At 43.5% G+C, this 12,712-nt stretch carries 14 protein-coding genes and 1 tRNA gene; 1 reads left to right on the top strand and 14 read right to left on the bottom strand.

Annotation, left to right across the window (positions count from 1 at the left end):
• Window positions 1–67: 67 nt before the first annotated feature.
• The 13 genes from RG608_RS04995 to RG608_RS04935 form a co-directional block, all read right to left on the bottom strand.
• A complete protein-coding gene (locus RG608_RS04995; protein ID WP_002927615.1) occupies window positions 68–838 on the bottom strand; it encodes an acetyl-CoA carboxylase carboxyl transferase subunit alpha in 771 nt (256 codons plus the stop codon).
• Window positions 835–1,698, bottom strand: a complete 864-nt coding sequence (gene accD, locus RG608_RS04990; protein WP_002901174.1) for an acetyl-CoA carboxylase, carboxyltransferase subunit beta — start codon at window positions 1,696–1,698, stop codon at window positions 835–837. Before accD ends, RG608_RS04995 begins: the two co-directional genes overlap by 4 nt.
• A 99-nt stretch (window positions 1,699–1,797) precedes the next feature.
• Window positions 1,798–3,165, bottom strand: a complete 1,368-nt coding sequence (locus tag RG608_RS04985; RefSeq protein ID WP_002893598.1) for an acetyl-CoA carboxylase biotin carboxylase subunit — start codon at window positions 3,163–3,165, stop codon at window positions 1,798–1,800.
• An 18-nt stretch (window positions 3,166–3,183) separates the two neighbouring features.
• Window positions 3,184–3,606, bottom strand: coding sequence for a 3-hydroxyacyl-ACP dehydratase FabZ (gene fabZ / locus RG608_RS04980; protein ID WP_268687664.1), 423 nt, complete (start codon window positions 3,604–3,606; stop codon window positions 3,184–3,186).
• A complete protein-coding gene (accB, locus tag RG608_RS04975; protein WP_268687665.1) occupies window positions 3,603–4,091 on the bottom strand; it encodes an acetyl-CoA carboxylase biotin carboxyl carrier protein in 489 nt (162 codons plus the stop codon). Before accB ends, fabZ begins: the two co-directional genes overlap by 4 nt.
• Before the next feature lie 6 nt (window positions 4,092–4,097).
• Window positions 4,098–5,330: a beta-ketoacyl-ACP synthase II gene (gene fabF / locus RG608_RS04970; RefSeq protein ID WP_223312567.1), complete on the bottom strand. Its 1,233-nt coding sequence runs from the start codon at window positions 5,328–5,330 to the stop codon at window positions 4,098–4,100.
• Window positions 5,331–5,394: 64 nt separating this feature from the next.
• On the bottom strand, window positions 5,395–6,129 hold the full coding sequence (fabG, locus tag RG608_RS04965) for a 3-oxoacyl-[acyl-carrier-protein] reductase (RefSeq protein ID WP_268687666.1): 735 nt from the start codon (window positions 6,127–6,129) through the stop codon (window positions 5,395–5,397).
• 12 nt (window positions 6,130–6,141) lie between these two features.
• The gene (gene fabD, locus RG608_RS04960) at window positions 6,142–7,062 is read right to left on the bottom strand and encodes an ACP S-malonyltransferase (RefSeq protein ID WP_268687667.1); all 921 of its coding nucleotides are present in this window, start codon (window positions 7,060–7,062) and stop codon (window positions 6,142–6,144) included.
• On the bottom strand, window positions 7,055–8,029 hold the full coding sequence (gene fabK, locus RG608_RS04955) for an enoyl-[acyl-carrier-protein] reductase FabK (protein ID WP_002896881.1): 975 nt from the start codon (window positions 8,027–8,029) through the stop codon (window positions 7,055–7,057). The genes fabD and fabK overlap by 8 nt, the downstream gene beginning before the upstream one ends.
• A gap of 136 nt (window positions 8,030–8,165) precedes the next feature.
• Window positions 8,166–8,390, bottom strand: coding sequence for an acyl carrier protein (locus tag RG608_RS04950; protein ID WP_002893611.1), 225 nt, complete (start codon window positions 8,388–8,390; stop codon window positions 8,166–8,168).
• Between the two features lie 55 nt (window positions 8,391–8,445).
• A complete protein-coding gene (locus RG608_RS04945) occupies window positions 8,446–9,420 on the bottom strand; it encodes a beta-ketoacyl-ACP synthase III (RefSeq protein WP_268687668.1) in 975 nt (324 codons plus the stop codon).
• Window positions 9,420–9,854 carry a MarR family winged helix-turn-helix transcriptional regulator gene (locus RG608_RS04940; protein WP_002901186.1) on the bottom strand — a complete coding sequence of 145 codons (435 nt, stop codon included), beginning with the start codon at window positions 9,852–9,854 and terminating at the stop codon, window positions 9,420–9,422. The genes RG608_RS04945 and RG608_RS04940 overlap by 1 nt, the downstream gene beginning before the upstream one ends.
• Before the next feature lie 141 nt (window positions 9,855–9,995).
• Window positions 9,996–10,787 (bottom strand): enoyl-CoA hydratase, encoded by a 792-nt coding sequence (locus RG608_RS04935; RefSeq protein ID WP_268687669.1) that lies wholly within the window; start codon window positions 10,785–10,787, stop codon window positions 9,996–9,998.
• 251 nt (window positions 10,788–11,038) lie between these two features.
• Between RG608_RS04935 and RG608_RS04930 the strand changes: the two genes are divergently transcribed.
• A complete protein-coding gene (locus tag RG608_RS04930) occupies window positions 11,039–12,403 on the top strand; it encodes an aspartate kinase (RefSeq protein WP_268687670.1) in 1,365 nt (454 codons plus the stop codon).
• 231 nt (window positions 12,404–12,634) lie between these two features.
• Here the strand turns inward: RG608_RS04930 and RG608_RS04925 are convergent.
• Window positions 12,635–12,708 (bottom strand) — tRNA-Asn (locus RG608_RS04925).
• Window positions 12,709–12,712: the final 4 nt, after the last annotated feature.

Genomic DNA, 12,712 nt, shown 5'->3' with positions numbered 1-12,712 from the left:
GGTAGCTCCACATCAATTCCAAACAAGAATCCGAAACGAGAAAAAGAAGCCTTCTGGCTTCGATTTTTTAATATTTCCTGAATCTCTGGTAGCGATTTTCCAGTAATTGCTCCAAGGGTAGCTGAGACAGACTATTCAACTCAGTTGCGATTTCTTCTTTCACTGCAGCCAGTAATTCATGGTTGTTAAAGCCTCTTTCAGGAATGACCTTATCCACCACTTCCATCTGCAAGAGCTCGTGTGAAGTAATTTTCATCAGCTCGGCTGCTTCCATAGCGCGGCTGCCGTCTTTCCAGAGGATAGAAGCAAAGCCTTCTGGACTAAGAACTGCATACATAGAGTTTTCCAGCATCCAGACCTTGTCTGCTACAGCCAAAGCCAAGGCACCACCTGAGCCGCCTTCACCAATGATGATGGCAATAATCGGTACTTTGAGATTGCTCATTTCCATCAAATTGCGGGCAATAGCTTCCCCTTGACCACGCTCCTCAGCACCGACACCAGGATAGGCACCTGCCGTATTGATAAAGGTTACCACAGGACGACCAAATTTTTCCGCCTGTTTCATGAGGCGCAAAGCCTTACGGTAGCCTTCCGGATGCGGCTGTCCAAAGTTTCGTCGCAGATTGTCCTGCAAATTGCGACCCTTTTGAATACCGACCACTGTTACAGGCTGACCGTTTAATGTCCCGATGCCGCCAATGACCGCACCGTCATCTCGAAATGAGCGGTCTCCATGCAGCTCGACGAAGTTATCAAAAATTCCTTGTGCAAAATCCAGCGCAGTCAAACGAGCCTGATCACGCGCCTCTTTAATAATCCGAGTGATTTTTGTCATGCTTGACCTCCATGGAATGCTAATAAGGTAGCAAGTGTATCTCTCATGTCACCACGCTTGACGATGGCATCTACAAAACCATGCTCCATGAGAAATTCAGCCTTTTGAAAATCATCTGGTAGCTTCTCACGAACTGTGGATTCAATGACCCGACGCCCGGCAAACCCAACAAGAGCCTGAGTTTCAGCCAGAATAATATCACCCTCCATAGCAAAAGAGGCTGTGACACCACCAGTTGTCGGATCTGTCAAGACAGTCAAATAGAAGAGGCCTGCTGCGGAGTGACGCTGTACAGCAGCAGAGACCTTAGCCATCTGCATCAAACTCATAATGCCCTCCTGCATGCGGGCACCACCAGAAGCCGTAAACAGAACGACTGGCAATTTATGCTCTGTCGCATACTCAAAGAGGCGGGTAATCTTTTCACCCACTACTGTCCCCATAGATGCCATGATAAAGTTTGAATCCATGATTCCAAGAGCCGTTTTATGCCCCTTGATACTAGCCGTCCCAGTCAGAACCGCCTCATCCAACCCTGTCTTCTCGCGGGTAAGAGCTAATTTCTCCTGATAGTTAGGGAAGTTCAGAGGATCCTTGGTTTCAATTCCAGTGAACATCTCCTCAAAACTGTTCTCATCCACGGTTAGATTTAAGCGCTCATGAGCAGAAATACGGAAATTATAGCCACAGTTAGGACACACACTGTCATTTCCAAGATCTTTTTGGTAAATGGTATGCTTACAACCTGGGCATTTCGAAAAGAGTTCGTCTGGTACCTCAGGCTTTGCTTGAGGCTTTTCCCGACTCGCTCGATTAGGATTGATACGGATATATTTATCCTTCTTTGAAAACAAAGCCATCGTTTACGTCTTCTCCTTTTCAAGATTTTATACTCAGGCACATCAAACAGTAAGAGCCGCCGGCTTTCGAGTTTACAGAGCAGCTCTTACATGTCGTATCTATTGTTTCTCTTGATAAGCCGGAAGGAACTTCTCCATGAGAAAGGCTGTGTCATAATCACCAGCAATTACATTAGGATCTGAGATTAAGTCCAGTTGGAAGCCACTGTTGGTTACAACACCGTCAATTTCTAGTTCATAGAGCGCACGTTGCATCTTCATCAGAGCATCGAAGCGATTTTCTCCGTGAACAATTATCTTCGCAATCATGCTATCGTAGTAAGGCGGGATGGTATAGCCAGGATAGACGGCCGAATCCACGCGCAGTCCCACTCCACCACTTGGCAGATAAACATTTGAAATCTTACCAGGACTCGGCGCAAAGTTAAAAGCTGGATTTTCAGCATTGATCCGACACTCAATTGCATGCCCTCGGATTTCAACATCATCCTGACTGAAGGACAGCTCTTGACCGTTTGCAATCTTGATTTGCTCTTTTACAATATCCACACCAGTCACAAACTCGGTCACTGGATGCTCAACCTGCACCCGAGTGTTCATCTCCATAAAGTAGAATTCACCCTTGGCTTCATCGAGAAGAAACTCAATTGTACCGGCATTTTCATAGCCGACAGACTGAGCAGCCCGAACAGCTGCTTCACCAATCTGCTGACGCAGAGTTTTCCCAATTGCCACAGACGGACTTTCTTCCAGCACTTTCTGATTATTACGCTGCAAAGAGCAATCCCGCTCGCCCAAGTGGACCACATGCCCCTGTTGATCTGCCAAAATCTGCACTTCAATATGGCGCGCTGGATAGATTACTCGCTCCATATACATGGCACCATTACCAAAGGCTGCTTTTGCTTCGCTAGAAGCAGACTCAAAGGCTGCTACTAAATCCTCAGCCTTTTCAACCTTACGAATACCCTTGCCGCCGCCGCCAGCAGAAGCTTTAAGCATGACTGGATAACCAATCTTTTCGGCGACTTCCAAAGCTTCTTCAGAGGTATGAACTTCTCCATCAGAACCTGGGATAACTGGCACTTTCGCCTTAATCATCTGAGCCCGAGCATTAATCTTGTCCCCCATCATGTCCATAACAGCACCTGAAGGCCCAATAAACTTAATGCCAACCTCTTCGCACATGGTCGCGAATTTAGAGTTTTCGCTCAAAAAACCAAAACCAGGATGAATGGCTTCTGCACCTGTTAGGACAGCAGCAGATAGGACAGCATTCATATTCAGATAAGAATCAGTGGACTTGGCTGGACCGATACAGACAGCCTCATCAGCCAGTAGGGTATGGAGTGCTTCCTTGTCAGCTGTTGAATAAACAGCTACCGTATCAATTCCCAACTCGCGAGCTGCACGAATAATTCTGACCGCAATTTCCCCACGGTTAGCAATTAAAATTTTACGAAACATGGTGAAAGCTCCTTTTATCTACTGGCCAATCGCAAAGGTCAAGGTACCGCTGGCTGCAAGTTTTCCATCAACTTCTGCTTTCGCCTCTACAACTGCAATGGTTCCGCGGCGCTTGACAAACTTAGCTGTCATAATCAGTTGATCACCTGGTACAACTTGCTTCTTGAACTTAACCTTATCCATGCCAGCGTAGAAGACCAGTTTGCCCTTATTTTCTTTTTTGGACAATTCCAACACGCCAGCTGTTTGAGCCAGAGCTTCCATGATTAAGACACCTGGCATAACAGGATATTGAGGAAAATGTCCGTTAAAGAAAGGCTCATTGACTGTCACATTTTTCAGAGCAACAATCTCATCTTCGCTAACTTCCAAAACGCGATCCACCAAAAGCATTGGGTAGCGGTGCGGAAGTGCTTCTTTTATTGCATTGATATCAATCATTTGATGCGTACCAGCCCTTTCCCAAATTCAACCATTTCTTCATTCTGAACCAGAATTTCTGTAACCAGACCATCTTTAGGTGCTGGAACTTCATTCATGACCTTCATTGCTTCAATAATCATCAGGGTTTGACCTTTTTTAACTTGGTCTCCAACTGATACAAACGGCGGCTTGTCTGGACCAGCTGCTAAGTAAGCCACACCAACCAAAGGGCTTTCCACAACATCACCTTCAGCAGCAGGTGCCGGAGCTTCTGAAGCTGTTTCTGGCTCTGCAGGCGGAGCTGCTTGAGGAGTTGGCTCAATCACAGGCGCATTCGCAGCCTGCAAAGGTGCAGCAATTGGAGCAGCGCTGGCTGTTGGAACTGCAGCCTGACCCTCATTCTTACTAAAAGTCAGCTCATCGCTCTGATTTTTGTAAGAAAACTCACGCAGACTAGACTGGTCAAACTGCGCCATTAAATCTTTAATTTCGTTGATATTCATAGGTTTTTAAGCCTCCCAGCGTTTAAAGGCAAGAACTGCATTGTGGCCGCCAAAGCCAAATGTATTGGAAATCGCATAAGGGATTTCCTGTTCCTTACCTTGACCGTAAATAACGTTGGCTTCAATATAGTCTGGCAGCTCTGTTGTACCAGCTGTTTTTGGCACATAGCTATGACGCATTGCTTCAATCGTCGCAATAGCCTCAACCGCGCCCGCTGCACCGAGCAAGTGTCCTGTAAAGGATTTAGTTGAAGACACCGCTACATCTTTACCAAAGACAGAAACAATGGCTCCGCTTTCGCCTTTTTCATTAGCAGGAGTTGATGTACCGTGAGCATTCACATATGCCACATCTTTTGGCTCAATTTCAGCTTCTTCAACTGCCTGTTTGATCGCCTTGATAGCGCCCAAACCTTCTGGGTGCGGAGAGGTCATATGGTAAGCGTCACAAGTATGACCGTATCCTACCACCTCAGCCAAGATAGTCGCTCCGCGTTTCTCAGCATGTTCCAAACTTTCCAGGACCAGCATACCAGAACCTTCACCCATGACAAAACCATTGCGGTCCTTATCAAAAGGAATAGAAGCACGCTTAGGATCTTCTGTCGTAGAAAGAGCTGTCAGAGCTTGGAAACCAGCAATCGCAAATGGTGTAATGGAAGCTTCTGAACCACCGACCAGCATCACATCTTGATAACCGAATTTAATCGAGCGGAAAGCTTCACCAATCGCATCGTTAGCTGAGGCACAAGCTGTATTGACAGATTTACAGATACCATTGGCTCCAAAGCGCATAGCCACATTTCCTGCCCCCATATTTGGCAATGCTTTTGGCAAGGTCAAAGGTTTGATACGTTTAGGACCTTTTTCATGCAAGCGAACAACCTGCTCTTCAATTTCCTGAATCCCACCGATACCTGAAGCAACGATGACACCAAAGCGATCCTTATCCAGCGTATCTACATCTAAGTGAGCATTATTCACCGCTTCTTGAGAAGCATAAATCGCATAAAGAGTGTAATTATCATAACGGTTGGTATCCTTTTTGACAAAATATTTATCAAAAGGGAAATCCTGAATTTCCGCCGCATTGTGAACACTGTATTCACTATGATCAAATTTAGTAATTGGACCGATTCCAATATTGCCTTCTTTTAAATTATTCCAGAATTCTTCTGGAGTATTGCCGATAGGTGAAGTTAAACCGTATCCTGTTACAACAACTCGATTAAGTTTCATATTGAGCTCCTTTATTTAGATGAATCAACTGATTTTATACTCGTTAATATTCAAAAACTATGACCTACTGCATGGTAAAGCCGCCATCAATCGTGAGGACTTGTCCTGTCAAATATTCCTGACTTGCTAAGAAGAGGGCAACATCTGCAACTTCTTCTGGAGTACCAAAACGCTTCATTGGAATGAGTGCCAGAGACGCCGCCTTTACTTTTTCTGGAAGTACATCTGTCATATCAGATGCGATAAAGCCAGGGGCAATACAGTTGACACGGATATTACGCGCTGCTACCTCACGCGCAACTGATTTAGAAAAACCAATCAGACCAGCCTTGGAAGCAGCATAGTTAGCCTGACCGACATTCCCTGCCAGACCAACGACACTTGACAGACTGATGATAGCACCCTGACGAGCTTTTGTCATCGGTTTCAGGACTGATTGTGTCATATTGAATGCTCCAGTAAGATTCACTTTCAGCACCCGCTCAAAATCTTCTTCCGTCATTTTCAGCATGAGCTTATCACGTGTAATACCAGCGTTATTGATCAGTACATCAACAGATCCCAAGGCTGCAACAGCTTCTTCTACCATTCGCTGGGCATCTTCAGCTTTGGAAACATCTCCAATAACAGTTACAACTTTCCCAGAATAGCCGGCAAATCCAGCCAAAACATCATCAGAAATCTCTGCTAGTCCGTTTAAAATGATATTGGCACCGACACTAGCAAATTTATGCGCAATTGCCAATCCAATTCCGCGAGCGGACCCAGTAATTAATACATTCTTGTTTTGTAATTCCATGATGATTCCTCATTATTTTTCTAGAAGAGCATTTAAACTTTCTACATCTTCAACTTGGCGGACATCCGCAGACTTATCAATTTTCTTAATAAAACCAGACAGAACTTTGCCAGGACCAATTTCGATAAACTCAGTCACGCCAGCTTCCTGCATTTTAGCAATGCTGTCATAAAAGCGCACCGGTTCCATCACCTGACGAGTCAAGAGTTCTCTAACTCTTTCTTTTTCCATCACAGTTGCTTCTGTATTTCCGACTAATGGCCGCACAAAATCTGAAAACTCAACTGTTTCCAAGACTTCTGCCAATCGTTCGCTGGCTGGCTTTAAAAGCGCCGTATGGAAAGGTCCAGATACATTGAGTGGGATTAAGCGCTTGACACCGGCATCTTTCAAAAGCTCCACAGCCTTGTCCACTGCTGCCACTTCTCCGCCGATAACAATTTGACTAGGCGTATTATAGTTAGCTGGTGAGACTACACCAATAGCACTTGCTTCTTGGCAGATTGCTTCAATGAGAGAAACCTCAGCATTTAAAACTGCGACCATTTTTCCAGAACCAGCTGGAGCCGCCTCTTCCATGAAGCTGCCGCGCTTAGCAACCAAGGCCACCGCCGTCTTGAAATCAAGGGCGCCCGCAGCCACCAAGGCAGAATATTCTCCAAGAGAGAGACCAGCTACCATGTCAGGCTCTATTCCCTTATCAGCTACGAGGCGATAAATAGCTACTGAAGTCGTTAAAATAGCCGGTTGCGTATAGCGAGTTTGATTGAGCTTTTCCTCATCCTGATCGATCAAAGCTCGGACATCATAGCCTAGAACTAGGCTAGCCTCATCAAAAGTTGACCGCACAAGCGCATAATGATCATAAAGCTCGCGCCCCATTCCAAGGTACTGCGCTCCCTGACCGGCAAAGAGAAAGGCTCTTTTAGTCATTTCTAGTTACTCCTGCCCAACGTTTTGCCTCCTGCTGAATCTTCTCAGCAGCACCATAGTAGATATCTTTGAGGATTTCTTCGACTGTTTCTTCCTTACTGATTAAACCAGCAATTTGACCAGACATGACGGAACCATTTTCCACATCTCCGCGAACAACTGCATTGGCCAAAGCACCAGCACCCAGATTTTCAAAAACAGTCAAATCCGGATTTTCTTGCTTGAAGGCTTCTTTTTCTGCCTTTTCGAAATCACGCGTCAGCTTATTCTTAATAGCACGAACTGCATGGCCGAAATGCTGGGCAGAGATAGTCGTATCAATATCGCGAGCCTTCAAAATCATATCCTTGTAGTTCTGATGGGCATTGGATTCCTTAGCAACGACAAAGCGAGTTCCGACCTGAACGGCCTCCGCTCCCAGCATAAAGCCAGCCGCAGCCCCAGAACCATCCGCAATACCACCTGCAGCAATAACCGGAATGCTGACTGCTTCTGCAACCTGACGAACCAAGGACATGGTAGTCAATTTCCCGATGTGACCACCGGCTTCCATACCTTCTGCAATGACCGCATCCGCACCGATTTTTTCCATCCGCTTAGCCAAGGCCACACTTGGCACAACAGGGATAACTGTAATCCCCGCTTCATGGAAACGAGCCATGTGCTTACTTGGATTACCCGCACCAGTTGTTACTACTTTTACTCCCTCTTCAATGACGAGATCAACAATGTCGTCCGCAAAAGGAGACAGGAGCATGATATTAACACCGAAAGGACGGTCCGTCAAAGACTTGATCTTGTCAATATTAGCCTTTACCACTTCCTTGGGTGCATTTCCGCCACCGATGATACCAAGACCGCCAGCTTTTGAAACCGCGCCAGCCAAGTCACCGTCAGCAACCCAGGCCATCCCGCCTTGAAAAATAGGATAATCAATATTCAATAATTCTGTAATACGTGTTTGCATAATACCTTCCTTTTATCATTGCTTAAGTAATAGCTTGATCTCAAACTATCACATACTGGATGTATTTTCTTTACTTTGACAGTCAAACTATTACCTAAACAAGAGAGAATATCTTTCGATACTCTCAGTTACTTGCTTATTTAGTTTTTTCTTCTACATAAGCAACCAAATCACCAACTGTGTTCAAACCTTCTTCAGTTTCGATTTGGATGTCAAATGCATCTTCAATTTCTGAAATCACTTGGAATAAGTCCAATGAATCTGCTTCAAGATCATCGAAAGTTGACTCAAGAGTAACTTCTGATGGCTCTTTGCCAAGTTCTTCAACGATAATTTCTTGTACTTTTTCAAATACTGCCATGGATAGACTCCTTTAAAAATAAAATATTTTTTATCATGTGTTTCCACTTGATTAACTAAATTGTAACAATAAGCGTGCCCCATGTCAAACCCCCACCAAAACCTGACATCAAAATTGTCTGATTTCCGTTCAGTTTGATTAGTCCTTGCTCCACACACTCAGATAATAAAATCGGGATGCTAGCTGCACTAGTATTGCCATATTCCATCATATTGGCTGGAAGCTTCTCCCGCACAACACCAAGCTTCTTAGCCATTTTATCCAAAATACGGATATTGGCCTGATGCAGCAACAGAAAGTCCAAATCTTCCGCTGAAAGCTGACTGCTTTCAATGGTTTCTTTGATTGAACGAGCAACATCACGAATAGCAAAGTCAAAAATAGCTCGACCGTCCATTGTTAGATAAGGCTGATTCTCACCCTTTTCAGAAAAAGGTGAAGCCAAACCGATTTTTCCGCAGGTCAGACTATCTCCACGTGATCCGTCCGTAAACTGACTTTCTGCCAAAAAATGCTGCTCTGAAGCACTTTCCAACAGTACACCGCCAGCACCATCTCCGAAGAGAACAGCCGTTGAACGATCCGACCAATCTACCGTCTTAGAAAGGGTCTCACTACCTATGATTAGACCTTTTTGATAACGACCTGAAGAAATTAATTTTTCTCCAGTCGATAAGGCGAAGATAAAGCCACTGCAGGCCGCCGTGAGATCAAAGGCAAATGCATTCTTGGCCCCAATATTGGCCTGTACTCTCGCAGCAGTTGAAGGCATTAAAGAATCCGGCGTAATGGTGGCAACAATGATAAAGTCTAGGTCTTGAGCAGAAATCCCTGACTTTTGCAGCAAATTCTCTGCTACTTTTGTAGCTAAGTCACTGGTCGTTTCATCTGACGATAAATGGCGGTTTTTAATCCCAGTTCGACTTGAAATCCACTCATCACTGGTATCCATAATCTCGGCTAGATCATCATTGCTGACAACCTGACGGGGAGCATAATGAGCCACCTGGCTAATCTTAGCATAGTTCATTATTTCAAATCCTCTAGGAAACTATATAAATTTTGCAGGCCCTTTTGCATCACTTGTCTCTCTTCTGGACTCATCCCATCCACTACCTGCATGACCATGCGGTTGTGGAATCGCTTGTGAAGACGATACAAAAGCCGCCCATTCTTTGTCAAATTCAGATGCACCACACGACGGTCAACTTCCGACCGACGCCGCTCAATATAACCCTTACGCTCCAGATTATTCAAACTAGTTGTAACAGTCCCCAAAGTAACCATCAATTCTCGTGATATATCACTTGGAGTAGCATTTGGGGTTGTGCCGATAACATCTATTGTATGCATTTCCTTAATGGAGACATCGTTGAAGCGACTGCTTCTTAGGCTCGATTCTTCAATAACCAAGACATTATTGAAAATAGACGTTAAGTAATCATTTACTAACTGAAAATTCAAAACCATACCTCCTTAAGAAAATACTTTGACAATCAAATTTTATCAGATAGAAAAACAATTTGCAAGCTTTTTTGAAAATTAATTTGATTTTCAAATATTTTCGTAAATAACTTGCAAAATAAGCAACCTTGAACCAATACATTATTTACCAGTGAAGTTTGGACGACGCTTCTCAGAATAAGCCCGAACCCCTTCTTTGAAATCCTTTGTGAAAGCCAGCGATTTCTGAAGCTCCAATTCTAGCTCAGCATACTCAGACCAGCCGCTGAACAAACTCTTCCAGACCATTTCTTTCATGGCTCTGTAAGAATTCAGAGAGCCTCGTTTGAGTTTCTTCAGTAACTGTTCCGTTGTTTTTTCCAATTTCTCTGCTTCACAGACTTTATAAAGCAAGCCATACTCCAGAGCTTTCTCTGCAGTCAGAGCTTCCCCAGTCATAACCAGATGGGTCGCACGAGTCACCCCGATAGCACGAGCCAGTAAGAAAAGACCGCCAGCATCTGGCGCCAGACCAACTCCGACAAATGCCTGAATGAAACGGGATTTTTCAGTCGCAATACAGAAATCCGCTGCAACGACCATATTGGCAGCCGCACCAGCAACAGGACCATCAACACTCATGATGACAGGCTTAGGAAGACGTTTCATAGCAAAAGAAATATCATTGACCAATTCAGCGATTTTCACCAAGGATTGGACATCATCATCACTGACTGCTCTCTGCATCTCAGCCAAGTCTCCACCCACTGAAAAAACCTTCCCATTCGCATTGATAACTAAAAATTTGACGGACTCATCCTTAGCAGCAAGTTCAATAGCCTCTAAAATTTCCTTACACATAGGAATATTAAAGCCATTTGAAACTTCAGGACGATTGAAAGTAATCGTTGCTACTTCATCTGCTACATGATAGAGAATTCCATTAAATGTCATTTCAGCTCCATTCCCGACCCGATCTCAAATCAGCCGTTTTGTTTTATTATTAAATAATTTGATATTCAAATTATACACAACTTATATTTTATCATAAAATATAAAAGAAAGGAAATAAAAAATGGGTAAAAATAAAATAGCGTTCCGATTTAAACGATATTAGCAATAATTTGGGTAAAAATAGTATAAAAACAACGTTTGAATAATTTTCAGAATTTTGTTATAATTTTTAAAATAAGATAGGAGACCCTATGAAAGTTGTAAAATTTGGCGGAAGTTCACTGGCTTCTGCAATTCAATTAGAAAAAGTATTGAACATTGTCAAATCTGACCCTGAACGTCGTTTTGTTGTGGTATCAGCACCAGGAAAACGCCATGATGACGATATCAAAGTAACTGATGCCCTGATTAAATACTACCGAGAATATATTGCTGGAAATGATGTCACACCTAACCAACAGTGGATTATTAATCGCTATGCAGATATGGTGGCTGAATTAGGTTTGAAACCAAAAGTTCTGGAAAAAATTTCCAAAAGCATTACAACCCTTGCAACCCTGCCAATTGAAGAGAACGCATTTCTTTACGATACTTTTCTCGCTGCAGGGGAAAATAACAACGCCAAACTGATTGCAGCATATTTCAGTCAAAATGGCATTCCTGCTCGCTATGTCCATCCAAGAGAAGCGGGACTCCTTGTTTCCAGTGAGCCATGTAATGCTCGAATTCTCCCTTCCAGCTATGATAAAATTGAAGAACTCAACAATTCTGATGAAGTTCTAGTTATCCCTGGTTTCTTTGGTGTTACTCAAGATGATCAAACCTGTACTTTCTCCCGTGGTGGTTCCGATATTACAGGTTCTATCATTGCTGCGGGTGTTAAGGCAGATATTTATGAAAACTTTACTGATGTTGATGGAATTTTTGCAGCCCATCCTGGTATTGTCCACAAACCGCATTCCATTCCCGAGCTAACCTATCGTGAAATGCGTGAATTAGCCTACGCAGGCTTTACTGTTCTCCATGACGAAGCTCTGCTTCCAGCATACCGCGGTAAAATTCCTCTGGTTATTAAAAATACCAACAATCCAGAACATCCAGGTACTCAAATTGTTCATAAACACAGTAAGGATCACTTACCAGTCGTTGGAATTGCTGGAGATGCAGGCTTTGTCAGCATTAACATGTCTAAGTACCTGATGAACAGAGAAATCGGCTTTGGTAAACGAGTCCTTCAAATTCTTGAAGATTTGAATATTGGTTGGGAGCATATGCCTACAGGAATTGATGACCTCTCCATTATCTTGCGGGAACGCGAATTAACTCCTATCAAAGAGGAAGAAATCCTTCGCCAGCTTGTCCAAAAAGCAGAGGTTGATCATGCAGAAATTGAACACGACCTTTCCATTATCATGATTGTTGGTGAAAAAATGAAAAGCCATATCGGGGTTACAGCTACCGCAACCAAAGCTCTTTCAGAAAACAACATCAACATTCAAATGATGTCCCAAGGTTCAAGCGAAGTATCCATCATGTTTGTTGTTGAAAAAAATCAGGAAAAAGCGGCCATCCGAGCTTTATATAGAGCCTTCTTTGACGTCCATACAGAATCATAAATGCAAATCTCAGAAGCATTTTATCATACAATCACTCGATAATCGAAAAAGGCAGAAGTTAGTGCATAACTAACTTCTGCCTTTTTGATTTAACTGCTAAATACTGTTATTTAATTCACAGACTATCTGAAAAACAATAGCTTTTAACACTACCATTCACAATCATAGAATTATCTCCCATTGTAAATAATACCAAAAAGTATAAAAAAAGAGGTGAAAACCTCTTTGAAACTCCGCCAGTAGGACTCGAACCTACGACATCATGATTAACAGTCATGCGCTACTACCAACTGAGCTATGGCGGATAAA

This window comes from Streptococcus sp. IsoGale022, from assembly GCF_031142805.1.
GTDB lineage: Bacteria > Bacillota > Bacilli > Lactobacillales > Streptococcaceae > Streptococcus > Streptococcus sanguinis_A.
The sequence above is the reverse complement of the archived record's forward strand: the minus strand, read 5'-3'. Positions and strand labels throughout refer to the sequence as shown.